Origin of the sequence: Chryseobacterium sp. CP-77 (genome assembly GCF_036362765.1) — a bacterium.
In the GTDB taxonomy this organism is placed as follows: domain Bacteria; phylum Bacteroidota; class Bacteroidia; order Flavobacteriales; family Weeksellaceae; genus Chryseobacterium; species Chryseobacterium cupriresistens.
This window is the reverse complement of the sequence record NZ_CP143637.1, coordinates 228,480-250,775: the sequence shown is the minus strand read 5'-3', so window position 1 is coordinate 250,775 and position 22,296 is coordinate 228,480. Positions and strand designations below refer to the sequence as shown.

Genomic DNA, 22,296 nt, shown 5'->3' with positions numbered 1-22,296 from the left:
GAGAAAGGATTTTGTCTGCAATGACAAAAAACATACAATTCCAGCCAGAAGTAATTATTATCCTTTATTAAAATAAAAGAGACTGCCTTATCAGACAGTCTCAGCACTCTACTATAAAATTAGCTGACAAGCTATACTTTTTCGATGATTAACATTAAAATTCTCTTTACGCAGGAGATAATCTGCGTGATTTTAAATAAAGAGCAGTACGGTTAAGATATGGGAAAAGGAAAATCAATAACAGTGAGGCGGCAAGAAGCCACACCATCATTTCATAATAATCCATCGCAAAACGGACATGATCCTGAACATTCATTCTGCCAATCAATAGCTTATTGGCAGCTTTAACAGCCTTATCTTCCGGCATTCCTCGAGCAATAAGCTTAGCAGTCTGCTGATGGAGAAAGCTTTTAACTTCCGGATCTACAGCACTTAAATGATCCTGAAAAGCATTATAATGGCGGCTTTTCTCAAACAGTTCAAAAAAATTGATCAGGGCAATACTGATACAAAATCCGAGATACCGTATTGCTAAGGCTGTTGCCGCAGCGGAAGGGCCAATGGCTGCAGGAACTGACGAAATAATAAAGATAATCGTCGGAACCATAATCAATCCCACACCCAATCCCTGAATAAATAACGGGATATAGTAATTAAACTCATCAGCCTGAACATCAAAAGAATAATACATGACCGCATGAAAAATGAGCAGCATTAAAAACCCCGGTCCCCAGATATACCGTATGTTTTTCTTCTGCAAAACCATACAGCAGGCAATAATGACTCCAATAACCAATCCTGCAAGATTGAAAATATTAATATAGGATATATGGAATGGGTCCAGCTTCAGCTCCGATGCAAAATAATTATTGACAATTCCTGAAGCAAACCTGCATATATACATGACAAAAAGAATCAGCAGACCTACTTTAAAATTCCGGTATCTGAAAACACGCAGATCAATATAAGGCCTTTTAATGGCTTGCTGACGGAATACAGATATTCCACCCAGGACAATAATTCCAATGACGCTTCCTAAAATACGGCTGTCTTCCAGCCAATAATATTCCTGCCCGAAAATGCTTATATATCCTATGAGCACCAGCATCGTACTGAACAGTCCAAAACTCTGCCAGTCGAGTTTATAGAGATGAAATCTTGCATGAGTTCTGTAGTTACTCATTGCCAGGGTGAGGAAAATAAGTCCCGGAAGATAGGAGAAGATGGCAGTTTTATAGACGATATTAAAATTATACGAATCTATGAGGTCGGCAGTAATCAGGTTATTAAATGGTAAAGCACAAATTAAGATCCCGAAAAACACTGAAAAGCTGATTTCCCTTGCTCTTTCACTACTCAGCCGGGTGAAAATAAGGGTTAGTGAAAGGTTTACATTCCCGGCAAATAACATTCCCTGCATAAAACGCACCGGAAACAGGATATAAATTTCACGGGTAGAATAGCAGGCCAGGCAGGCCAGAATTTGCAGTGTGGTAAAAAGAAGAAAATATTCTTTTGCAGCCAGAAAGCTGAAAAATCGTCTTTCCAGGCTATAAAAACCTACATACCCTGCATAAAACAAGGCTACTGAAAACTGGATATCCGCTGGTTCACATCCATAATATCCGGCTGCAGCATTCACATTAGACAATGGCAGAAAAAAGATAATGATTCCCGGAAGTGTCATTGAAAAAAGAATAATCTTCACCAACCATTCCGGAGCCCATTTTTTGAAATAAGGCATTTGTCTTTTAGCCATTGGAATGCTTTTTATCAGCGTAAACATTCACGTTCATTCCTACTTTCAGAACATCAATCTGACTTCTTTGTCCATCTACTCTGATTCTTACAGGAATACGCTGTACAATTTTCACGTAATTTCCGGTAGAGTTATCCGGTGGAAGCAATGAAAAACTTGAACCTGTTGCAGGAGAAAGGGAAATAATCGTTCCCTGGAATTCCTTGTCCGGATAAGAATCTGCAACAATTTTCACATGATCGCCGATATGCATATCCCTGATCTGAGTTTCTTTATAATTAGCCACTACCCATTTATCAGTTTCATTATTGACAATGAATGCCAGCGTTTCTCCGGCATCAATCATCTGGCCTACTTCTACGGTTCGTCGTCCCATTCTTCCATCATAAGCAGCAGTGACAGCTGTATAACTTACATCCAGTTTGTGACGGTCCAGCAATGCTTCCAGTCTTGCAATTTCTGCCAAAACCACGGCTTTTTCTGCCCGTATATCATTAATCCTGGATACAGAAGCTGCATAATTATCCTGTGAAGATTTATAATCACTTTCGTTGACATCCAGTGTTGCTTTCACATCTTCAAGGCGCTGTCTGGTAGCAGATTCTTCATCATACAGCTTTTTATACCTGTTATAATCAAGCTGCTGTTTCCAGACTTTTGCTTTATTGGCATCCACCTGAGCCATCGCTGCGGCAGCTTCCTTTTCTGTAGTTCCTGTAGTACTTTCCAATACTCTCAGTTGGGCACGGGCTTTCTGAAGGGCTGCCTGAGTCTGCTTTTCCTGAAGGACATATTCACGGTTATCAATGATTAAAAGGGTATCGCCCTTTTTTACTTCCTGATTTTCCTCAAATTTTACGGCAACAATAAATCCTCCGGCTCTTGAAATAATAGGATTTACATATTCCTGAACCTGCGCATCATTGGTCTGCTCATAGGCATAATAATTTTTTAAGGTAAACCCGCCCCACACTGCAAGTGCAGCAACGATTACAACTGAAATCCATCCTGTGATCTTCGTGATCATTCTATCGGTGGGAGTATATTTTTTTTTCATTGTTTTATAAAACGCCTGTAATATTTTGTAATAAATAATAATTGTTCTGTGCCATAATTTTAGCCGCTTCCAGTTCAAATTTTGTCTGAAGCAGCTGTATATCTGCATCCAGCAGTTCTGTAATAAGGGAAGTCTGGCTGAAGTAAGTATTTTTGATAATACGTGCATTTTCCTTTGCCTGAGCGACATTGGCTTCTGCCACTTTTATCTGCTCCAAAGCTTCCTGGTAACGCAGATAAGCTTCTTTCACCTGCTGTCTTACTTTATCTTCAGTATCCCTGTGCACTTCCTCTTCTTTTTCAAACTCCAGCTGGGCTGCCTTTACCTTATGGGTATTGTGGTAAAGGGAAGAGATGGAAAATGAAGCTTTAATTCCCACAATCCCCAATGAATACCAATATGGATTGTACGGATAAAGAAAAATCTGTGGATTGGCATAATAAAATTCGCCATACATCCCTATTTTAGGCCTTACATTCGCTTTTACCTGTTTCAGTTTGATGATACTCAGCGCTGTCTGCTGTTCAGAAACGTGGTAATCAAAGGAATGATTCAATGCCAGTTTGAGGTATTCGTTGTACGTTGTATTTTCATTCCACTGATTAAACGGTGCTTCAGGGATAACGATCTGTTCATCAGGAATTCCAAGAATGATATTCAGTTTCTGCATGGCGATGAGAATATCATTTTCTATGGTCACCAGCGCCATTTTTCGTTTTGAAAGTTCAAGTTCAATCCTTAAAACATCACTTTTCAAAACCACTCCGTTTTTATAAAGAGTCTGTATTTCTTTCAATTGTGTTTTCTGATCAGCAATATCCTGCTTGATAAGATCCTTGAAGATTAAGGTTTTCTGTAATTCCAGATAAAGCGCTGCTGTTTTGTAGTGAATATCTGAAACGGACTGTTCTTTTTGGATATCCTTAATTTTCTGAAGCGTTTGATTTTCCTTAATCTTAAGATTCAGCTTATTTCCGTTATAAATATTCAGGTAAAAATCTGCTCCGGCTCTGTAAAGCGTATGAATAACTTCATGCTGGGTTGGTTTTGAAAAGATTCCGTTTTCATAGATAGGAATGTTGGAAGCTTTTTCTGCAGAACCTTTAACTTCTATTTCCGGGAGGCGCTCTCTTTTAGCGTCTTTTACTTCGGCTTCGGCAATGTCTACGTTGATGGTATTGATTCTGATATGGCGGCTGTTTTCCTCCGCTTTCTGCCATGCTTCCTTCAGGGAGAGTCGTATGGTATCCTTTGCTGGACTGCCGGTCTGCGCTGATACGATGGAGAAAACTCCAAACATCAGCAATCCGGCGACATAAATTTTCATTTGAATTTTTGAATTATTGCACTGCAAATTTATTGGCAATCCGGAAATTTTATTTATCTAAAATAGTCAACTTTTACATGATTCCGGCCAAATGATTATATTTGTATTCTTATTGGGATTTTAAATTTTTTATGGGATTAATTGCTGCGCTTCCGGACATTGATAAAGATGATAAAAGTGTATTTGTCATGCACGAAAAATCTGAAAAACTGATTCCTTTTCACAAGCATACAAAGGGACAGCTGAGCTATGTAGAAGGTGGTATCGCCTATATTACGATCGACAACAGGACTTATGTGGTTCCGGCAAGACATTTCTTCTGGATTCCGCAGGGAATGGAACATATTTTAGAGATCGGACACACAGCCACAGTTCTCCGTTCTCTTTATTTCTATGCTCATGATGATGTCTCAGATCCCTTCTACAGCAGACTGGGAATTTATCCGGCTTCGGAACTTCTGATCCAGATGATCAAATATTCTGAAATCTGGGATGAAAAGCATGTAACGGCAAAAGATGAAAATTTTGAATTTCTGGTAGCATTAAAAAAAATTCTTCCCAAGACCCATCAGCAGCCATTACCCATTATTCTCCCTGCCACTCATAACAAACAGATGATGAAAATCGTATCTTATCTCGAATGGAATATCGGGGAAAAATTGACTCTGGCTAGTGTCAGCAGCAGATTTGGGTTGAGTGAACGCTCTTTGTCGCGCCTGTTCAAAGCAGATATGGATATTTCTTTTCTCCAGTACTTAAAAACATTAAGAATCATCAAAGCCATTGAACTGCTCTTAAATACAGACAAACCCATCAATGAAATTGCTGATGATGTAGGCTACAGCTCTATCAGCGCCTTTAGCGATACTTTCCATGAATTTACCCAATCGAGACCGTCAGATTTGAGAAAGAGCAATAAAGCAACTCAAAACATGATGGGATAAACCGCTCACAGATGATCTTCATCAGATTTCAAAAAAATAAAAGACTAATTTATCTTTTATTAAAAATATCTTTCTATATTTGTCCAATAAAACTCAGTGAAATGTTTTCAAAAACGTGCGAATATGCTTTAAGAGCCTTAATTTATATTGCCCAGCAGTCTAAAAATGACAGCAGGGTCGGAATTAAGGACATTTCAAAAAGCATCCATTCTCCGGAGCATTTTATTGCTAAAATTTTGCAGGATCTGAGCAGAAAAGGATTCGTACAATCTGCCAAAGGTCCGAATGGCGGTTTCTATATGGATCATAAAAATCTGAATACTTCCATTGCAGATATTGTAAGAGAAATAGACGGAGACAAGCTTTTTACCGGTTGCGGACTTGGTCTTGATCAGTGTTCAGAAACGCATCCTTGCCCACTTCATGACCAGTTCAAAAGTATCCGACAGGATCTGCGCATCATGCTTGAAACCTCAAAAATTCAAATGTTTGTTGATAATCTGGACTTACAGCTTACTCATTTGAAGACTTAAAAAAATTTAAACAAATAAAAGATAAAAAGATCTTTTAATATTAAATAAATCAGAATGAAACTAGAACTCAAAAATCCTTTCGTATTGATGTTGCTCTGTCTGATGACCGGAATGTTTATCACCATCAGTTTTCTGGAGACACCAATGAAGTTTCAGGTTCCGGGTATTACCCTTCCGACAGCGTTAGGTTTAGGAAAAATCATGTTTGGACTTTCTTCAAAAATGCAATGGGGATTTCTTCTTGTAATACTGATATTGATGTCCGTCAGTCGGAAAAATTATACGAAAATTGATTTTATAATCCTGATTATTCTATTTTCCATACTTGCTATAGAACAATTCTGGCTGCTGCTAATACTTGATTCCCGGGTCGATTTACTTTCATCTGGAAAAGCATTACCTCCTACTCCATTACACGACTATTTTATTTATGCTGAAACCGCGAAAGCATTAATGCTCACCACAGCAATCATTTTACAATTTAAAAGAAATACAGTTCAATAATAACAGTACTCTTTATGAAAACACTCGTTCAAAATACCATTATTGCATTGACTTTAACTACATTATTATTTTGCTGTTCCAAACCGAAAACAACTCCCATTCCAAAGGCTGAACCCTATTCTGAACAACAGGTTGTCCAACCACAGCCAGTAGAAACAGCTCCTGAAGTTTCAGCTTCCAATGATGGGCCTAAGCACGAAGGATTGAAGTTAATTGAAGGAACAGATTGCCTTACCTGTCACAAAATAGATTCAAAATTAATCGGTCCTTCTTATCAGGAAGTTGCCGCAAAATATTCGGTTGCTGATCTCGATATGCTGGCACAAAAAATCATTGACGGTGGCAAAGGCAATTGGGGCGAAATCCCCATGACTCCTCATGCAGGATTGAGTAAAGAGAATGCCCGACAGATGGTAAAATATATCTTATCTCTTAAAAAGTAATTAAAAAATTTTAAAATAATAAAAGACAAAAAAGTATTATATTATGAATACAAGGACAGACTTTATAGGAAATATGGTGGCTGAAGATTTCAGAACAGCCGCAATTTTTAAAAGACACGGTATTGATTTCTGCTGTAAAGGCGGAAGAACCATTGAAGAGGCATGCAGTAGTAAGAAACTTGCTCCTGAAAAAATTTATGAAGAACTGGAAGCGCTACCAAAAAATGAAGGTAATTCAGTCGATTTCAACAGCTGGCCTCTGGATCTTCTGACAGATTATATTGAGAAAACCCATCACCGCTATGTAGAAGAAAAAACTCCTGTTTTGCAGGCATTTCTTGATAAACTGTGCAAAGTGCATGGAGGAAGACATCCAGAACTTTTTGAAATCAATTCTTTATTTAATGAATCAGCACACGACCTGGCTGCTCATATGAAAAAAGAAGAACTTATTCTGTTTCCGTTTGTTAAAAATATGGTGAAGGCTAAAATATCCGGAGGTTCTCTTCCAAAGACTCATTTTGGAACCGTAGAAAATCCGGTTCATATGATGGAACATGATCACACCATAGAAGGTGACCGCTTCAGAAGGATTGCAGAAATTACCAACGAATATCTTCCGCCTGCTGATGCCTGCAATACCTATAAAGTAGCTTTTGCCATGCTTCAGGATTTTGAAAATGACCTGCATCAACACATCCACCTTGAGAACAATATCCTTTTCCCCAAAGCGATCCGAATGGAGAAAGAATTTGCCGTTGAATCTTAAAAATTAATACAGAATGACACCTAAAAAACTTTGGATAGGGCTTGCTGTAGTAATGATTGCTTCGTTTGCTGTTCTTATCTTCTACGGAACTGAGATTTACAGAAAAATCCCACCCATCCCAGGTAAAGTAGTCAGTACCGACGGAACGGTGATTGCTACGGCACAGGATATTAAAGACGGACAGAACGTCTGGCAGTCTATTGGTGGACAAACCGTAGGAAGTATCTGGGGACATGGTGCCTATATTGCTCCGGACTGGACGGCTGATTACCTTCACCGGGAATCTGTTCTGCTGCTTGATGAACTGGCGAAAAAGGATGGTAAAGTTTACAAAGAACTTGCGGATGAAGAACAGGCCAAATATCAGGTATTGCTGAAAAAAGAACTTCGTACCAATACTTTTAATGAAAGTAAAAATGAAATTGTTTTCTCCCCGGAACGGGCTGAAGTGCAGAAACAGCTTGCACAGTATTATTCAAAATTATTCATGAATGATGCTTCCATGGCGAAACTCCGGGATCAATACGCTATTCTTGAGAATACCATCAAAGACACCGGAAGAATGGCTAAAATGAATACCTTCTTTGCATGGAGCACATGGGTATGCATCACAGAAAGACCGGGAGATGATGTGACCTATACCAATAACTGGCCTCATGATGAATCGGTAGGAAACGTACCTCCTCCTTCACTGCATTTATGGTCAGGGTTCAGTATATTACTTTTATTAGGTTCTGTAGGCCTTTTGGTATTTTATCATGCCAGAAACAAAGAGGAAGAAATCAGTGAAGCTCTGCCGCTGGAAGATCCACTTCGAAATATGAAACCTACCCCTTCTATGAAAGCCACGTTGAAATATATTTGGGTGGTTGCACTGCTGATCCTTGTTCAAATGCTTGCCGGTGTAGTTACCGCCCATTATGGTGTGGAAGGAAGCGGATTTTATGGGATTCCCCTTGACCAGTTTTTACCACAGTCGGTTTCCAGAAGCTGGCACGTACAACTTGCGATATTCTGGATCGCCACCTCATGGCTGGCCACAGGACTTTACATAGCGCCCGCAGTTTCAGGGCATGAGCCGAAATACCAGAAACTGGGAGTGAATATATTATTCGGAGCTTTATTGATTGTTGTCCTGGGGTCATTAACAGGACAATGGCTTGGCGTAATGCAAAAGCTTGGCCTGGTAGATAATTTTCTTTGGGGACATCAGGGATATGAATATGTAGAACTGGGAAGAATATGGCAGATCTTACTGCTTATCGGGCTTATTCTCTGGTTGATTTTAATGGTCAGAGCATTGCTTCCTGCTTTGAAACGTAAAGATGGAGACCGACATCTGCTGACCTTATTTACCCTTTCATCCGTAGCCATTGCCTTATTTTATGGAGCAGGATTAATGTATGGAAGACAAACTCATATGGCGATTGCCGAATATTGGAGATGGTGGGTCGTTCACCTTTGGGTAGAAGGTTTTTTTGAAGTTTTCGCAACGGTAGTCGCTGCCTTTTTATTTACAAGGCTGGGATTATTAAGGCTGAAATCTGCCACCAGTGCTGTTTTATTTTCTACTATTATCTTTCTTGGCGGAGGAATTCTGGGGACATTCCATCATTTATATTTCAGTGCTACTCCAACCGCAGTACTTGCTTTAGGAGCTACTTTCAGTGCGCTTGAAATAGTACCGCTTGTTCTGATAGGGTATGAAGCCTACCAGAATTATCAACTGAGTAAATCAACCCCATGGATTCAGGCTTACAAATGGCCAATCTACTGTTTCATTGCCATGTGTTTCTGGAATTTTCTTGGTGCCGGAATATTTGGATTTGCCATCAACCCTCCTATTGCATTGTACTATATTCAGGGACTGAATACCACTGCCGTACATGGGCATGCCGCTTTGTTCGGAGTTTACGGGATTCTGGGAATCGGATTGATGATGTTTGTGTTGAGAGGGCTTTATCCAGACCGTCAGTGGAATGATAAATTAATTGGCTGGGCTTTCTGGATGATTAATATCGGATTATTGGTGATGGTAACCATCAGTCTTCTTCCCATAGGCATCATGCAGTCTGTTGCCTCTATAAAAGAAGGTTACTGGTATGCACGTTCTGCGGAATTTATGCAGACGGACATGATGCATTTTCTGAGATGGATGCGTGTGCCGGGAGATATTTTGCTGGCTGCTGGTGAACTGCTTTTAGTCATTTTCATTATCGGTTTAAAATTTGGCTGGTCGTTGAAAGAAAAAAGATAGTAGGATTATTTAAACCTCATTAACTTTTGAATTGATGAAGTTTGATTATCTTTTAATCACTTTAATTTTTATCTCAAAGGAATATTATCATGAAGTCTAATTAAGGAAGCGAAGAAGAGCGACTTTGTCGCAGATGAAGCGTTATGGTAATACATCCGCATAAAAATGATCAATGAAATTGATCAAACCTCTTTGCTCTCTTACAATCATAAGAATTACAGATAAAGCTTTGCGTTGATAAAATGAGGTTCTATTCATTCTGATTTACATTAAAAAAGCCTTTAAATTCAATATTTAAAGGCTTTTATTTAAGTTTTACTGTGTCACTTTCATCATCGCATTGGTGATTTCAATTTCTTTTTTTCTGGAATAGGTGGAATCAAAAGGTTCCATAACATTAAACAGATACTGATAAAAGGGAGCAATCTGGCGTACATTTTCAGACTCTTTTATTGCTTTTTCTTTACCCATCTGCTGCAGACCTTTTATGAAGATATTGAATTTTTTGTCGATAGGCTCCATTGCTTTTAAAAGATACGCATGTGCTTTTTCATTTTGCCCGGTCTTTTTATAGCCTTCCGTAACAGCTGAGACCACCAATGCATATTCCATCGGTTTTGACATCATCTGTCTTTTTGCCATTGCTTTAAATGAAGGAGCAAGACTTTGATAATAATCATATTCTTCAAATATTCCTTTTTTGAGATTTTCTGCCAGCTGAAGCCCCTTCTGCTCCTGTCCGGCAATAATATATCCGGTAACCATTGCACTCAGTGAACGCGGATCATTATATTTTTCAGCAGGGATTTCTTTTTCAGCCAGTTCCAGCAGCTCCAGAGCTTTCGCTCTCTGCCCGCCCGCCACAAGTGCAGATACAGCCCTGCTCACCGACATTCTGTAGCCCAAAATATTTGATGTAGCTGTTTCATCATAATAAATACTCAGATCTTTAAAATTTCCCCATCTGAAATTTTTCACCACCTGATAAAGAGATTGGGCATCTACCCTTCCTTTGTCTCCATCAGGCCCCTGAGGCGTATGAATGGGAACCAGTCTGTAGCTGAAACCGTCAAACTGAAGATATTCATCCAGATAAAAAATATTTTCACTGTCGTACATTCCGCCTGAAGAGAAACTAACCGGGCGCTTCCAGTCAAAATTGGCCAGCATATCCAGCATCATCAGATTGCCTTTGTAAAGAGTATTTGCTTCATAATTGATCATAATGTGATCCACAGCATCCGGAAGATCAGACTGATTAATAATGCCTGCTTTTACAGCATTTTCTTTATTGACGGGAAGGATAAATTTACTGACAGGAATAATATTGTATTTTTCATACTGCTTTTCGCCAAAGTATATTTTCAGCAGTTCATCTTTTTCGGACGATTGGAGTTTCAGGAATTTCATAGCATCCTTCAGGGTCATTGAATCCTGAGTCAGGTATTTTCTGTATTCCTTGAAAGCCGTGTCCGGCGTTCCCTGTTCTTTCAGCATTTGGAAAAGTCCTTCCCAATCTTCTTTTTTCATCAGATAGACCTGATCATTGACGCCATCTCTATATTCCTCATGCGTTAATTCACCCGGAATTCCCATAGCATTATAGGTTCTTCTTTTCACCTGATCAATATTCCATGGAGTGGATAAAAGGGTAAAATTGACGGTTTTCACATCATCCCTGAATCTTTCTGTTTCCTGAATAGCCCATACCGGAAAAGTATCATTATCACCATAAATAAAAATGATGTCATCTTTAGGCAGTGAACGTAATAATGAATAGGCATAATCGCGGGCTGCCGTTTTTTTGCTTCTGTCATGGGAAGTATAATTCTGGAATCCCATCATAAAAGGAATTCCCAGCAATACAGCTCCCAGCATTATGCTGGCTGCATTGGATTTAATCTTAGACTGGATCAGCCAAAGGATGGCTCCCGCACCCAAACCGATCCACACGGCAAAGGCATAGAATGAACCTACCATAGCGTAATCTCTTTCCCGTACTTCAAAAGGTTTTACTCCGGTATAAAAAACAATTCCCACACTGGTCAGAATAAACAGTGAAAGAATGGCATAAAATCTTCCAAAGTCTCTGTTTAACTGGAAAAAGAAACCAATCAACCCCAGAATCAATGGTAAAAAGAAAAACTTTACGGTACTTTCGTTTTTAAACCGGGCAGGCATATGATCCTGATCACCCAACAGAGCATTATCAATAAAGGAAAACCCTGAGATCCAGTTCCCATTGGTATTTTCCATATGTCCCTGAAGATCGTTTTGTCTTCCAACAAAATTCCACATAAGGTATCGCACGAAGTAGTATCCGTTCTGGAAAGAAATAAAATAATCCATATTCTGAGCAAATGAAGGGCGCTGTACCTTAATCAGATCATATGGTTTTACTTTCAGATAGTCTTCTGCCGTAATAGAATCTCCTTCATATTTTGCTCTCAGTTCATCAAAAATACGATGGGCTTCGGGATTGTCTGCCACATCTTCATTATCATAATTAAAGGTAAAATCCGGAGCTCCATACAAGGAAATGTAATTTGCCACCACCTCTTTATCTTTATTAAACATCCTTGGCATAAAGCTGATGTGAGATTTATTAAAAACATAGTTGAATCTTTCTCCGGTTTTTCTGTAAGTTCCGGTTTTTTCATCTTTTTCATAAATATCTCCGGTGATGTCTCTTTTGTAACTTCCGTCTTCATCTTTTTCCAACCCGTTTTTATCAAGGAATGTGGTATAATTTTCTCCGTAAATGGTAGGCCAGTCACCATATTGAACTCTGTTGTAATAATCTCTCATTCCGATAGCCGTATCCGGATCATTAAGGTTCATCGGTGGATTCGCATTGGCTCTGATGGGAATCACCAGCCAGCAGGAAAAACCAATGATCATATAGACAAGGGATAAAACCACAGTCTGATATACTTTCTTTTTGGTTTTTCTGGCATATTGAATCAGGAGATAACTTATTACGGACATAAGAACAAACGCTGCAATTGTCCCTGAATGAAAAGGAAGTCCTAAACCGTTCACAAAGAAAATTTCAAGCTGTCCAAAGAGGGTCATAATCAAAGGGAAAATAATCTTGAACACGAAGGCAAGAATTCCCAAAGTAACAAGATTGGCGATGATAAAACTTTTCCAGGAAAAGGTATAATTACGGGCGTAATACACCAGGCATATGGCCGGAACAGCCAGCATACACATCATATGTACTCCTACGGAAAGCCCTGTGATAAAGAAAATAAGGATGATCCATCTCTCACTGTCAATAGCTTTATATTCGTTTTCCCATTTCGTGATGAGCCATACCAGCAACGCAATAAACAGTGAAGCCATTGCGTACACCTCACCTTCTACAGCCGAAAACCAAAAGGTATCTGAAAAGGTAAAGCATAAGGCCCCGATAGCTCCGGCAAAAAGGATAGAGATTTCCTGATGTTTTGTAATCTCTTCAAAGTCTTTATGCAAAAGCCGTCTTAAAAAATGGGTGATCGTCCAGAACAGCAACAGAATGGTAAATGCACTGAATAACGCCGACATGGCATTGATCACCACAGCATAATTTTCAGTATTTCCCAATGCAAAAATACTCGCTGCCGCTCCCACAATCTGGAATAAAGCGGCTCCCGGGGCATGCGTTACCTCCAGCTTTACAGCTGAAGAGATATATTCTCCGCAGTCCCAGAAACTCAAAGAATGTTCTATCGTTGAAAGATAAGTAATAAGCGCAATAGCGAAAAGGAACCATCCCAGTACGGTGTTCCATTTTTTAAAAGACCAGTTTTTCATATCATATTTTCCAATATGTATATGACAACTGAAACAAAGGGTTTATTACATTTACCTTGTTTTATTCTCAAACCACAAAAGTCATAAAAGTCTTGGCGTAGTCTAATTAAGTTTAAAAACATTGCTGCAAAAAGTTCATATAAGAAGAAGTAAAGCAAATATTTCAAATAACTTAAATGTACTTTAACACTCAAGATAGAAAGCTTAGAAACAAATTCAAAAACTTTTGTGACTTTTGCGGTTTAAAAGAATTTATATTTCTTAAATGGTAAATTTTTAATACGTATTATTCAATCCTCCATCCAAAGGAATACTTGTTCCGGTAAGATAATTTGAATACTCCGAAGCCAGAAAAGCCACGAGATGACCATATTCCTCAGGCTGTCCGAATCTTTTCATCGGAATCTTATTTTCCCTCGCCTTTTTTATTTCTTCTTCAGAATTGCCACTTTGCTGCGCTTCATGAGCTACCAGTTTTTGAATTCTTTCAGTATCGAAGTATCCTGTTAAGACATTATTTATGGTGATGTTATGTTGTGCAATTTCGTTGGAAAGCGTTTTGGCCCACGCAATTACTGCTGAACGGATAGAATTGGACAAGGCCAGATTACCGATCGGTTCTTTTACTGAAAGAGAAGAAACATTAATAATACGCCCTTTTTTCTGTTGGATCATATGAGGCAAAGCCAGCAATGTTGTTTCACAAACGGTTTTAAAAAGAAGATCAAATGCTTTCTGATAATCATCCGGGTTTTTATCAGCTGCCAGGCCGGGTTCCGGACCGTTGGTATTATTCACCAGAATATCTACAGAATGATTAGTAAAAAATTCTGCTATAATTTTCTTATAACTTTCAAAATCTGAAAAATCTGCTACCAGATATCCATGGTTCTGATCAGTATTGATGACCGGCAGAGATGAAACAAAGTCTTTAAGTTTGGCTTCGTTGCGGGCCATAACGGTAACATTAGCACCGCATTTTGCCAGTTCAATGGCAATTCCGGCACCGATTCCCTGGGTTGCCCCTCCTACTAAAGCATTTTTTGAAAAGAGTTGAATATTCATAAGATCTTTGGATGTTGTAATTGGTATAGATAAATGTAAGAAAAAACCTTCAGATTATTATGGGTAGAAACCACCGTTACAATGTAAACGGATACAAATCACTTAATGTAGGATGAATGGTATTCAGGGCTTTATAAAACTCCTGACGAACCGGCTCCGGGATATGGTCATATTGATCAAAACAGCCATCCAGCTGACGGATAATGAATGCCATTTGCAGCCATTCTTCAAAATCAATATGCATCGGCTTCAGCTTCCCGTCATCATCATGATCATAGAAAAAAACCTTCTGATCCCTGTCCAGAAACCATCGGTCACCTTGTCCGTTGCCAGCAAAACACCAGTACTCCGGCAAGTTAAATTCTTTATTTTCATTGACTGCATCCACTGAATTGTACAGAATGGTTTCAGAAGATATTTCTGTTGTTTTTATTTGAGTAACCAGCCTTTTATAGTTTTCAGAAAAAGGAAAAGCTATAACTTTTGGAAAGTTCTGCACGGCGCTTTTTTCTTTAAGAATTTCAGTTTCTATTGCGGTAACAGCAGGCAGTATAAAGGGAATCATCATTATTAAAAATTATGGCTTTTCTTTCAACAATTCGTCAATCTGTTTATAAAATGAATCTTTACTATAATCCGCCACTCCTTTATGATGCAGGCGTATTTCTCCTTTTTTATCCAGTACCACCGTTGTGGGCAGAGAGCCGCTATACAATACATCAGGTATATTTCCAGCCGGTGTAAGAAAAGGAACTGTAAAGCCTTTTTCCTTTAAATAAGATTTCCCAGGAGCAGGAGTATCATCAAGGTTCACTGTAAGAAATACCATATCGGGATTGCTTTTGTACCGGTCATACAGTTTCTGAACAGACGGAAACTCGGCACGGCACGGAGGGCACCACGATGCCCAAAAGTTAATAAAGACCACTTTGTTCTGTAAAGCAGAAGTATCTACAATTTTTCCTTCTTCATTTTTCAGCATCCATCCGGCATAGGAAACTTTGGCTGCATTATTCTGTTTTTTTTGTGGTTCTGATATGCTGGAATTGAGAATTCCGGTGGAAGCCACCTGCCTCATCAGCCATGCCTTTGCATCTTTATTCACCAAAACGATAATAAACAATACGGTAAGTACTGCCGTAGAAGCATTTTTTCTTAACCAAATTTTCAGATTTTCCATATTCTTCCGCTTAATTCCCAGCCAATATAAGGTTAATATTCCGATCAATATTCCCAAAAAGATAGTTTTTAATGTAAAAAAGCCTTTAAATTCTAAGATTTAAAGGCTTTCCTCTCCATTTATTTCAAGTTTAGATCATGGTTATATTTTTTATAGCTAAATCCTGTTCAGCAATTTCTTTCTGAAAAAGAAAAGCAGTGAACTGAAAAATGTCAGATAGGCAATATTGAATATGGCACCTCCTACCCATCCTGAAAAAGGAAGCGGTAAAAGATTTTTTATAGGAATGATAAACAAAGTAAGCGCAAATGGTGTCAGCAGAGCCATCCACCCCGGCAACAGGGTTTTATTGAAAAGAATACAAACAGCAAAGGAAATCCATCCCACTGCCAGTACACCAATGGCTGCTCCCCAGGCAATGTTCAGCATTTTCATGAAACCTCTTCCCATCTCCAGAAGATAAGGGTGAGAGGCTGAGTCTGTATGATAAACTGCTTTATAAATCTCCCCCACATAGAAAAATCCGGCATGTCCTAAAGGTGATAAAACCGCCCCTGCCAGTAGGATCCAATACACAAAGACTGCATACCATTTTTGAGTGTCTTTGAAAAACTGATACACCAGCCACGTGGCAGGAAGCAGTAAAGGCCCGGTAAGAGCACCAATCAAAGCTCCAAACATCAGCCTTGGAGTGGAACCTTCCAGCATTAAAGTTGCAAATTCCAGATTTACCTGATCTGCATAGGTTTTTGAAAACAAAGGATAATCTGATGGATCCGGATCAAATCCGGCAACATAAATATCACCAATAATCCAACATAGTGACACTGCTATTGCTGCAGCAAAAGACCAGTTTATTTTACCTGAATATTTCATAATTTTTAATAATTAATTGTATATAAGATGTACATCGTTTCATTATTTCTTTCTTTTATTTAAAAGCAATTTAATTATTAAGAATGATTCTAAATAATTATTACCTTTGTGCAAACTTAGTCTAAACATTCAACAGAAAGGGTCTGTAAAACGGAATAAAAAGTCCGTAAAAAGGAAATTCAAACAAACAAAAGGAAATGACAGTACGGCTATATGATGAAAACTTTGGAAAAATGCTTATGGAGCGGGATTATCCTTCCTCTTATTTCTTAGATGATGGAGGCATCCAGGAATCCATTACCCAGCTGACTCCTCCTTATGGAAATGGTTTTTATCACGAAATAAGCTTTACCCATGTCCACATCAGTTTTGGGAATATTGTATTGAATAAACCGCTTCAATTGCACCTTGAGAGTGATTTTGATTCGGTAGAAATGCATTTTACCCTGCAAGGAAAAAGCAAAGCCATTTCGGGTAACTTCCAAAAAACAATAGTGTTTGACAGCTACCAGCACAATATTATTTATGCGCATCATATGGAAGGCAGGATGGAATTCGAAGGTCCGGAAATGTATGTATTCGAAATCAATCTTGCTCCTGAGTTCTTTAAAAAATTTCTGCCTGAGTATTCTGGACTGTTTGAAATATTCAGAAATTCGATTGATAAGCAGAATTCATCGCTCATACAGGCCGGGCATAACCGCATTACCCATGATATGTATCAGATTCTGAACGACATCATTCTCTGCAACAGAAAAGGGACTTTCAAACGAATTTATCTTGAAGCTAAAGTAAATGAACTTCTTCTGTTGCAGCTTGAACAGTTTGTTGACAGTGAATCCTCATCTTCTTCTCTCCAGAAAAAAGATATAGAGAAAATGTACGCTGTGAGGGATTATATTGTAAAGAACCTGAATGCAGATAGTTCCCTGAATGATCTTGCCCATCTGGTAGGAACCAACGAATTTACTTTAAAGAAAGGATTCAAAGAGCTCTTCGGGACTACCGTTTTCGGATTCTGGAATGATCTCAAAATGGAGCAGGCCAAAAAAATGCTTCTCGACAGCGACCTGAATATCAGTGAAATTTCTGACCATATCGGCTATAAAAATCCGAGACATTTTTCATCAGCATTTAAACGAAAATTCAATATCCTGCCAAGCCAGATCAGAAGCAGATAGCATCGTGCAGTCTTATAAAAGCTCATTTGTGTTTTTTTAATACCGGATAATAATAAAAATTAAATAACGGTCGTTAATAATTTGTTTTTCAATAAAATCTACTAAAAAACAACAATAAATTAATATACTATGCATAATACTGCTTTTTATCTGACAGTCCTCTTTTATCCTTGCCATTATCATTTCCGGAAGTCTGCTTTTCCCATGGATTTATTTCATAATTAAATTGTTACCTGTAACAAATCCCCTATTCATCCAACTCATTGAACAGTATCAAAACATTAACTCATAGACAAGAGATCTACTACTTTAAAATAAACTAATGCAAACATCCTTTCTAAAAATTACCGCTGCCACCGCTGCGCTCTGCTTCAGTACACTGGCAATGGCCCAACAAACGTATTCCGTAAGTGGAACCGTGAAAGACAAAAAAAATGGGGAATTGCTCATCGGAGTCTCTGTAAAAGTAAGCGAAGATCCCAGCATCAATGTTGTTGCCAACGAATATGGATTTTATTCTCTTTCATTACCTGAAGGAAATTATACCCTGATTATTTCCTACCCGGGATATCAGGATTTTGAGCAGAAGATCAATGTAGATCAAAATATAAAACTTGATCTTCCGCTGCTTCCATCAGAATCTGTAGAAAAAGCCATTGATGAGGTGGTGATAACGGGCATCAAAAAGGATAAAAACCTGACTTCAGCTCAAATGGGTGCAGAAACGTTAAGTATTAAAAATATAGAGAAACTTCCTGTACTTTTTGGTGAAAAAGATGTCATGAAAACCATACAGCTTTTACCCGGGATCAAAAGTAACGGTGAAGGAAGCAGCGGGTTTAGTGTAAGAGGAGGTGCTACCGACCAAAACCTGATCCTTCTGGATGAAGCTCCTGTTTATAATGCTTCTCACCTTCTTGGTTTTTTCAGTACATTCAACAGTGATGCCCTGAAAGATGCCAGCATTATCAAAGGAAACAGCCCCGCACAATACGGAGGACGTCTTTCTTCTGTATTGGATGTTAAAATGAAGGACGGAAACAACAAAGATTATAACATCAACGGAGGAATCGGGCTTATCAGCAGCAGGCTGAGTGTGGAAGGGCCTATTCAAAAGGAAAAATCATCATTCATTGTTTCGGGAAGAAGAACGTATGCGGATCTTTTTCTTAAAGCCAATAAAGATTATAAAGACAACAAATTATATTTTTACGATCTGAATCTGAAAGCCAATTATCAGATCAACGAAAACAACCGTATTTACCTGTCCGGGTATTTTGGAAGAGATGTTCTGGGATTGGGAGATACTTTCAATACAGACTGGGGAAATACAACGGCCACTTTGAGATGGAACAGCATCATCAGCAGTAAGCTATTCTCCAACACTTCATTTATTTACAGTAATTATGATTATAAAATCAGTCTGAAAAATGATGATACGGTATTTGATTTAAATTCAAAAATCCGTGACTGGAATCTTAAGCAGGATTTTACCTGGTTTGCCGGAAATAAGCATTCTGTACGTTTCGGTCTGCAGTCTATTTATCATACCTTAACTCCGAGCAGTGCTTCCGGTACCACCGTGAGCAGTTTTGCCAGAAATCCGAGATACTCGTGGGAAAATGCTGTTTACATCAATGATGATTATAAAGCAACGGAAAAGCTGACCATCAATTATGGAGCAAGGCTTTCCATGTTCAGTGTACTGGGAGGTGATACATTCAATACCTACGAGAATGGTGTATTAACCGACAGTAAATTTTTAGAGAAAGGAAAATTCGGGAAGACCTATGTGAATATTGAACCGCGTATCAGTGCCAACTACCGCATCAACGAAGTGAGCAGTGTAAAAGGAGGTTATTCCAGAAACACCCAGAATCTTCACCTTTTGAGTAACAGCAACAGTGGAAATCCTACCGATCAGTGGATAGGAAGCAGCTATACGGTAAAACCGGAAATCGCAGATCAGATCAGTTTAGGATACAGCAGAAACTTCAACAACAATAATTATGAATTGAACGCTGAGGTTTATTACAAAGACATGAAAAATCAGATCGACTTTAAAAATGGGGCTCAGATTGGCTTTGACACGGGAGCCGACGTAGAAAGTGAACTGTTATTCGGAAAAGGGAGAGCCTACGGTCTGGAACTCATTGCCAAAAAGAAAAGCGGAAAACTGACAGGATGGATCTCCTATACCCTTTCTAAAACAGAAAGAAAGATCAACGGAATCAATAATAATGAATGGTATAACGCCAGAATGGATAAAACCCACGATTTATCCGTCGTTGCAACGTATCAGCTTAATCCGAAATGGAGTTTTTCAGGGCTATTCGTATACAGTACCGGAAATGCAGTTACCTTCCCTACCGGAAAATATGAGCTGAACGGACAAACAGTCTTCCAGTACAGCAACAGAAATGCTGACAGAATGCCTGCATATCACAGAATGGATCTGAGTGCTACTTACGAACCAAGTTCCAATAAGCGGTTCCGCGGTTCATGGACATTTGGTATTTACAACCTGTACGGCAGAGAAAATGCTTATACAATCAATTTTGAAGACAATCCTGACCGCCCGGGAACAACACGTGCCATGCAGACCTCTTTATTCCGATGGGTCCCTAATATCACTTATAATTTCAAATTCTAACTCATGAAAAATACTTTTTATATCATAGTTTCCCTCTTTGCCTTAACCTCCTGTGAAAAGGAAATAGACCTGGATCTGAACGATCAGAGCGGGAATATTGTTATTGAAGGCAATGTAACCAATCAGTCAGGACCTTATACTGTAAAAATCACAAAGTCCGTTGGATTTTCAGAACCTAATCAGTATCCTGCAGTAACCGGAGCCCAGGTGGTTTTAAGCGATGATACAGGCCAGACTGAAACACTTCACTATACAGGAAACGGAATGTATCAGACCACTACTTTTGTAGGTACGCCCGGCAGAACGTATACATTAAAAATACAGGCAGAAGGAAAACAATATACTGCTCAGAGTACAATGCCTGAGGTAGTATATTTTGACGGACTGGAACAGAGTTCTTTTAAATTTGGTGATAAGACCACCTACACTCTTTTGCCACTCTTTACAGACCCTATGCCATTAGGAAACCGTTATCTTTTCAGTTTTACGATTAATGATCTGCCAAAAAAATACATGAATACTTTTTCAGACAATGTCAATAACGGCTTACCGAACCAACAGCCTCTGATTCTTCCCAATGACGATAACAAGGGCCGCGACCATGAAGTAGTGCCGGGAGACAAAATTCATGTGGAAATGCAGTCTATCGACACCAATGTGTTTACTTATTACAGTGCATTGCTTCAGATTTCGGGCGGCAACGGCGGAACTGCTACTCCAGCTAATCCTCCGAGTAATATCAGCAACGGAGCATTAGGCTATTTTTCAGCCCACACAACAGATACGGAAACTTTTGAGATCCAGCCTGTAACACCATAAATTAAAAAAGGATATTCCCAACACCGGAATATCCTTTTTTATTGTATTTCTATCTGAATTTCCTTTTTAAAGCGTAATACCGGTACAGGAACTTATCATACCTGATTACGCCAAAGAGCAATCCCGCAGTTACAAGCAGTGTTTTAAGCTGAATCATGCTGTACACAAAGCCACCAATCATACATCCTGCAAAAAAGCAGGCGATAATCACCAGTTTCAGGGCTATATTCTTTTTAAGCTGCCTCTTTTCGTTTTCCCTTTCCTTAAAAAAAAGTTTTGAAAGCTCTATTCCCAGATCAGTAAATAAGCCCGTAAGATGAGTGGTTCTTACCACAGATTGTGATACTCTTGTTACCAGTGAGTTCTGAACGCCCATTGCAAAAAGCAAAAGCCCGGCAATTGCATAAGGAGATATTGAGATTTTCAATGTTTGGTCACCTGTTATTCCCACAAAACCTAAAATCAGAATTTCGGTGATCAAAGGAATGAGATGCGGACGGAACATTTTGTGTCCGGACGAAAATTCAACCATAAAACTGGATGAAAATGCTCCTCCCAGAAAACATATAATAAAGATAAAATAAGTGAGTGCCTTGCTGTAATGATCGAGAAGAATTTCTTCAGAAAAGAAGGCAAAATGTCCGGTTATATTCGTAGTAAGCACTTTCACAGATAAAACACCTGCAATATTCACTATTCCTGCAACAAATGAAAGTACTGATGCAAGCTTAAGATTGTGAAAATAGGTTCTGTTTTTCCCTCTGTGTCTGAACATTTTAAATTTCTATTAGAGCTTCTCCTTCAGGAAAAGAACAACCGGATAAAATAAATAAGTAAAAAAAATAATTAGAAATGTCAGCGTCAAACTGTGAAAAACATGTCCGCTTAAATATTTATCCAGTGTTCTTTATAGATCTACTATTTCCCCTTTAACGTAAAATCCTATTTTTTAGTAATAAATGATGATTCTGAAAACGCTTCCAGACCTCTATGAGATCTTCTGTTTCTTATTTCAGAATCAATTTCATTACTTTTGTAAAAGTAATTCGTTCAGGAAAAAAATCTTGTGATTTAGATCGGTTTAAAATGTGATTTAAGTTAAAAACTGAACGTACATCCAATATCCTG

The 22,296-nt window shown here is 38.7% G+C and carries 18 protein-coding genes; 9 read left to right on the top strand and 9 right to left on the bottom strand.

The genetic code is table 11. From position 1 onward, the window contains the following. Positions 1-166: 166 nt before the first annotated feature. The 3 genes from V0410_RS01110 to V0410_RS01100 are packed head-to-tail and all read right to left on the bottom strand — an operon-like array spanning position 167 to position 4,143. Positions 167-1,759, bottom strand: a complete 1,593-nt coding sequence (locus V0410_RS01110; protein ID WP_330745957.1) for a beta-carotene 15,15'-monooxygenase — start codon at positions 1,757-1,759, stop codon at positions 167-169. Continuing rightward, complete coding sequence (locus V0410_RS01105; protein ID WP_330745956.1) at positions 1,752-2,816, bottom strand: HlyD family secretion protein; 1,065 nt, start codon at positions 2,814-2,816, stop codon at positions 1,752-1,754. The genes V0410_RS01110 and V0410_RS01105 overlap by 8 nt, the downstream gene beginning before the upstream one ends. Before the next feature lie 4 nt (positions 2,817-2,820). Further along, a complete protein-coding gene (locus V0410_RS01100; protein ID WP_330745955.1) occupies positions 2,821-4,143 on the bottom strand; it encodes a TolC family protein in 1,323 nt (440 codons plus the stop codon). Positions 4,144-4,274: 131 nt separating this feature from the next. Here V0410_RS01100 and V0410_RS01095 point away from each other — a divergent pair, with 131 nt between their 5' ends. The 6 genes from V0410_RS01095 (at position 4,275) to V0410_RS01070 (ending at position 9,593) form a co-directional block, all read left to right on the top strand. Continuing rightward, entirely contained in the window at positions 4,275-5,087 is an 813-nt protein-coding gene (locus V0410_RS01095; protein ID WP_330745954.1) for an AraC family transcriptional regulator, read from the top strand. A gap of 101 nt (positions 5,088-5,188) precedes the next feature. Further along, complete coding sequence (locus tag V0410_RS01090) at positions 5,189-5,620, top strand: RrF2 family transcriptional regulator (protein WP_136521649.1); 432 nt, start codon at positions 5,189-5,191, stop codon at positions 5,618-5,620. Between the two features lie 54 nt (positions 5,621-5,674). Continuing rightward, positions 5,675-6,124 (top strand): hypothetical protein, encoded by a 450-nt coding sequence (locus V0410_RS01085; protein ID WP_330745953.1) that lies wholly within the window; start codon positions 5,675-5,677, stop codon positions 6,122-6,124. A 14-nt stretch (positions 6,125-6,138) separates the two neighbouring features. Then, positions 6,139-6,567, top strand: coding sequence for a c-type cytochrome (locus tag V0410_RS01080; protein ID WP_330745952.1), 429 nt, complete (start codon positions 6,139-6,141; stop codon positions 6,565-6,567). 43 nt (positions 6,568-6,610) lie between these two features. Further along, positions 6,611-7,336 (top strand): iron-sulfur cluster repair di-iron protein, encoded by a 726-nt coding sequence (gene ric / locus V0410_RS01075; RefSeq protein WP_330745951.1) that lies wholly within the window; start codon positions 6,611-6,613, stop codon positions 7,334-7,336. A 13-nt stretch (positions 7,337-7,349) separates the two neighbouring features. Continuing rightward, positions 7,350-9,593, top strand: a complete 2,244-nt coding sequence (locus tag V0410_RS01070) for a nitric-oxide reductase large subunit (protein ID WP_330745950.1) — start codon at positions 7,350-7,352, stop codon at positions 9,591-9,593. A 315-nt stretch (positions 9,594-9,908) separates the two neighbouring features. On the opposite strand, the gene V0410_RS01065 is transcribed toward V0410_RS01070, so the two are convergent. From V0410_RS01065 to V0410_RS01045, 5 genes are all read right to left on the bottom strand, one after another. Then, positions 9,909-13,394 carry a glycosyltransferase family 117 protein gene (locus V0410_RS01065; protein WP_330745949.1) on the bottom strand — a complete coding sequence of 1,162 codons (3,486 nt, stop codon included), beginning with the start codon at positions 13,392-13,394 and terminating at the stop codon, positions 9,909-9,911. 276 nt (positions 13,395-13,670) lie between these two features. Then, a complete protein-coding gene (locus tag V0410_RS01060) occupies positions 13,671-14,459 on the bottom strand; it encodes an SDR family oxidoreductase (RefSeq protein ID WP_330745948.1) in 789 nt (262 codons plus the stop codon). 76 nt (positions 14,460-14,535) lie between these two features. Further along, positions 14,536-15,027, bottom strand: a complete 492-nt coding sequence (locus V0410_RS01055; RefSeq protein WP_330745947.1) for a hypothetical protein — start codon at positions 15,025-15,027, stop codon at positions 14,536-14,538. Between the two features lie 9 nt (positions 15,028-15,036). Further along, the gene (locus V0410_RS01050; RefSeq protein WP_330745946.1) at positions 15,037-15,639 is read right to left on the bottom strand and encodes a TlpA family protein disulfide reductase; all 603 of its coding nucleotides are present in this window, start codon (positions 15,637-15,639) and stop codon (positions 15,037-15,039) included. 156 nt (positions 15,640-15,795) lie between these two features. Further along, positions 15,796-16,515: a DUF6796 family protein gene (locus V0410_RS01045; protein WP_330745945.1), complete on the bottom strand. Its 720-nt coding sequence runs from the start codon at positions 16,513-16,515 to the stop codon at positions 15,796-15,798. A gap of 197 nt (positions 16,516-16,712) precedes the next feature. On the opposite strand from V0410_RS01045, the gene V0410_RS01040 reads away from it, so the two are divergent. The 3 genes from V0410_RS01040 to V0410_RS01030 all read left to right on the top strand — a co-directional run bounded on the left by V0410_RS01040 (position 16,713) and on the right by V0410_RS01030 (position 21,168). Next, on the top strand, positions 16,713-17,696 hold the full coding sequence (locus V0410_RS01040) for a helix-turn-helix transcriptional regulator (RefSeq protein ID WP_330745944.1): 984 nt from the start codon (positions 16,713-16,715) through the stop codon (positions 17,694-17,696). 322 nt (positions 17,697-18,018) lie between these two features. Further along, a complete protein-coding gene (locus V0410_RS01035) occupies positions 18,019-20,349 on the top strand; it encodes a TonB-dependent receptor (RefSeq protein WP_330745943.1) in 2,331 nt (776 codons plus the stop codon). A gap of 3 nt (positions 20,350-20,352) precedes the next feature. Further along, positions 20,353-21,168, top strand: a complete 816-nt coding sequence (locus V0410_RS01030) for a DUF4249 domain-containing protein (protein WP_330745942.1) — start codon at positions 20,353-20,355, stop codon at positions 21,166-21,168. A 49-nt stretch (positions 21,169-21,217) separates the two neighbouring features. Here the strand turns inward: V0410_RS01030 and V0410_RS01025 are convergent, their stop codons facing one another. Continuing rightward, positions 21,218-21,943: a YoaK family protein gene (locus tag V0410_RS01025; RefSeq protein WP_227941628.1), complete on the bottom strand. Its 726-nt coding sequence runs from the start codon at positions 21,941-21,943 to the stop codon at positions 21,218-21,220. Between the last annotated feature and the right edge of the window lie 353 nt (positions 21,944-22,296).

Excerpts from the sequence above, each read along its gene's own strand:
- V0410_RS01090 (WP_136521649.1), top strand. The coding sequence starts at position 5,189 with ATGTTTTCAAAAACGTGCGAATATGCTTTAAGAGCCTTAATTTATATT.
- V0410_RS01070 (WP_330745950.1), top strand. The coding sequence starts at position 7,350 with ATGACACCTAAAAAACTTTGGATAGGGCTTGCTGTAGTAATGATTGCT.
- ric (WP_330745951.1), top strand. The coding sequence starts at position 6,611 with ATGAATACAAGGACAGACTTTATAGGAAATATGGTGGCTGAAGATTTC.
- V0410_RS01095 (WP_330745954.1), top strand. The coding sequence starts at position 4,275 with ATGGGATTAATTGCTGCGCTTCCGGACATTGATAAAGATGATAAAAGT.
- V0410_RS01065 (WP_330745949.1), bottom strand. The coding sequence starts at position 13,394 with ATGAAAAACTGGTCTTTTAAAAAATGGAACACCGTACTGGGATGGTTC.
- V0410_RS01080 (WP_330745952.1), top strand. The coding sequence starts at position 6,139 with ATGAAAACACTCGTTCAAAATACCATTATTGCATTGACTTTAACTACA.
- V0410_RS01085 (WP_330745953.1), top strand. The coding sequence starts at position 5,675 with ATGAAACTAGAACTCAAAAATCCTTTCGTATTGATGTTGCTCTGTCTG.
- V0410_RS01030 (WP_330745942.1), top strand. The coding sequence starts at position 20,353 with ATGAAAAATACTTTTTATATCATAGTTTCCCTCTTTGCCTTAACCTCC.
- V0410_RS01025 (WP_227941628.1), bottom strand. The coding sequence starts at position 21,943 with ATGTTCAGACACAGAGGGAAAAACAGAACCTATTTTCACAATCTTAAG.
- V0410_RS01050 (WP_330745946.1), bottom strand. The coding sequence starts at position 15,639 with ATGGAAAATCTGAAAATTTGGTTAAGAAAAAATGCTTCTACGGCAGTA.
- V0410_RS01040 (WP_330745944.1), top strand. The coding sequence starts at position 16,713 with ATGACAGTACGGCTATATGATGAAAACTTTGGAAAAATGCTTATGGAG.
- V0410_RS01045 (WP_330745945.1), bottom strand. The coding sequence starts at position 16,515 with ATGAAATATTCAGGTAAAATAAACTGGTCTTTTGCTGCAGCAATAGCA.
- V0410_RS01060 (WP_330745948.1), bottom strand. The coding sequence starts at position 14,459 with ATGAATATTCAACTCTTTTCAAAAAATGCTTTAGTAGGAGGGGCAACC.
- V0410_RS01100 (WP_330745955.1), bottom strand. The coding sequence starts at position 4,143 with ATGAAAATTTATGTCGCCGGATTGCTGATGTTTGGAGTTTTCTCCATC.
- V0410_RS01055 (WP_330745947.1), bottom strand. The coding sequence starts at position 15,027 with ATGATGATTCCCTTTATACTGCCTGCTGTTACCGCAATAGAAACTGAA.
- V0410_RS01105 (WP_330745956.1), bottom strand. The coding sequence starts at position 2,816 with ATGAAAAAAAAATATACTCCCACCGATAGAATGATCACGAAGATCACA.
- V0410_RS01110 (WP_330745957.1), bottom strand. The coding sequence starts at position 1,759 with ATGGCTAAAAGACAAATGCCTTATTTCAAAAAATGGGCTCCGGAATGG.
- V0410_RS01035 (WP_330745943.1), top strand. The coding sequence starts at position 18,019 with ATGCAAACATCCTTTCTAAAAATTACCGCTGCCACCGCTGCGCTCTGC.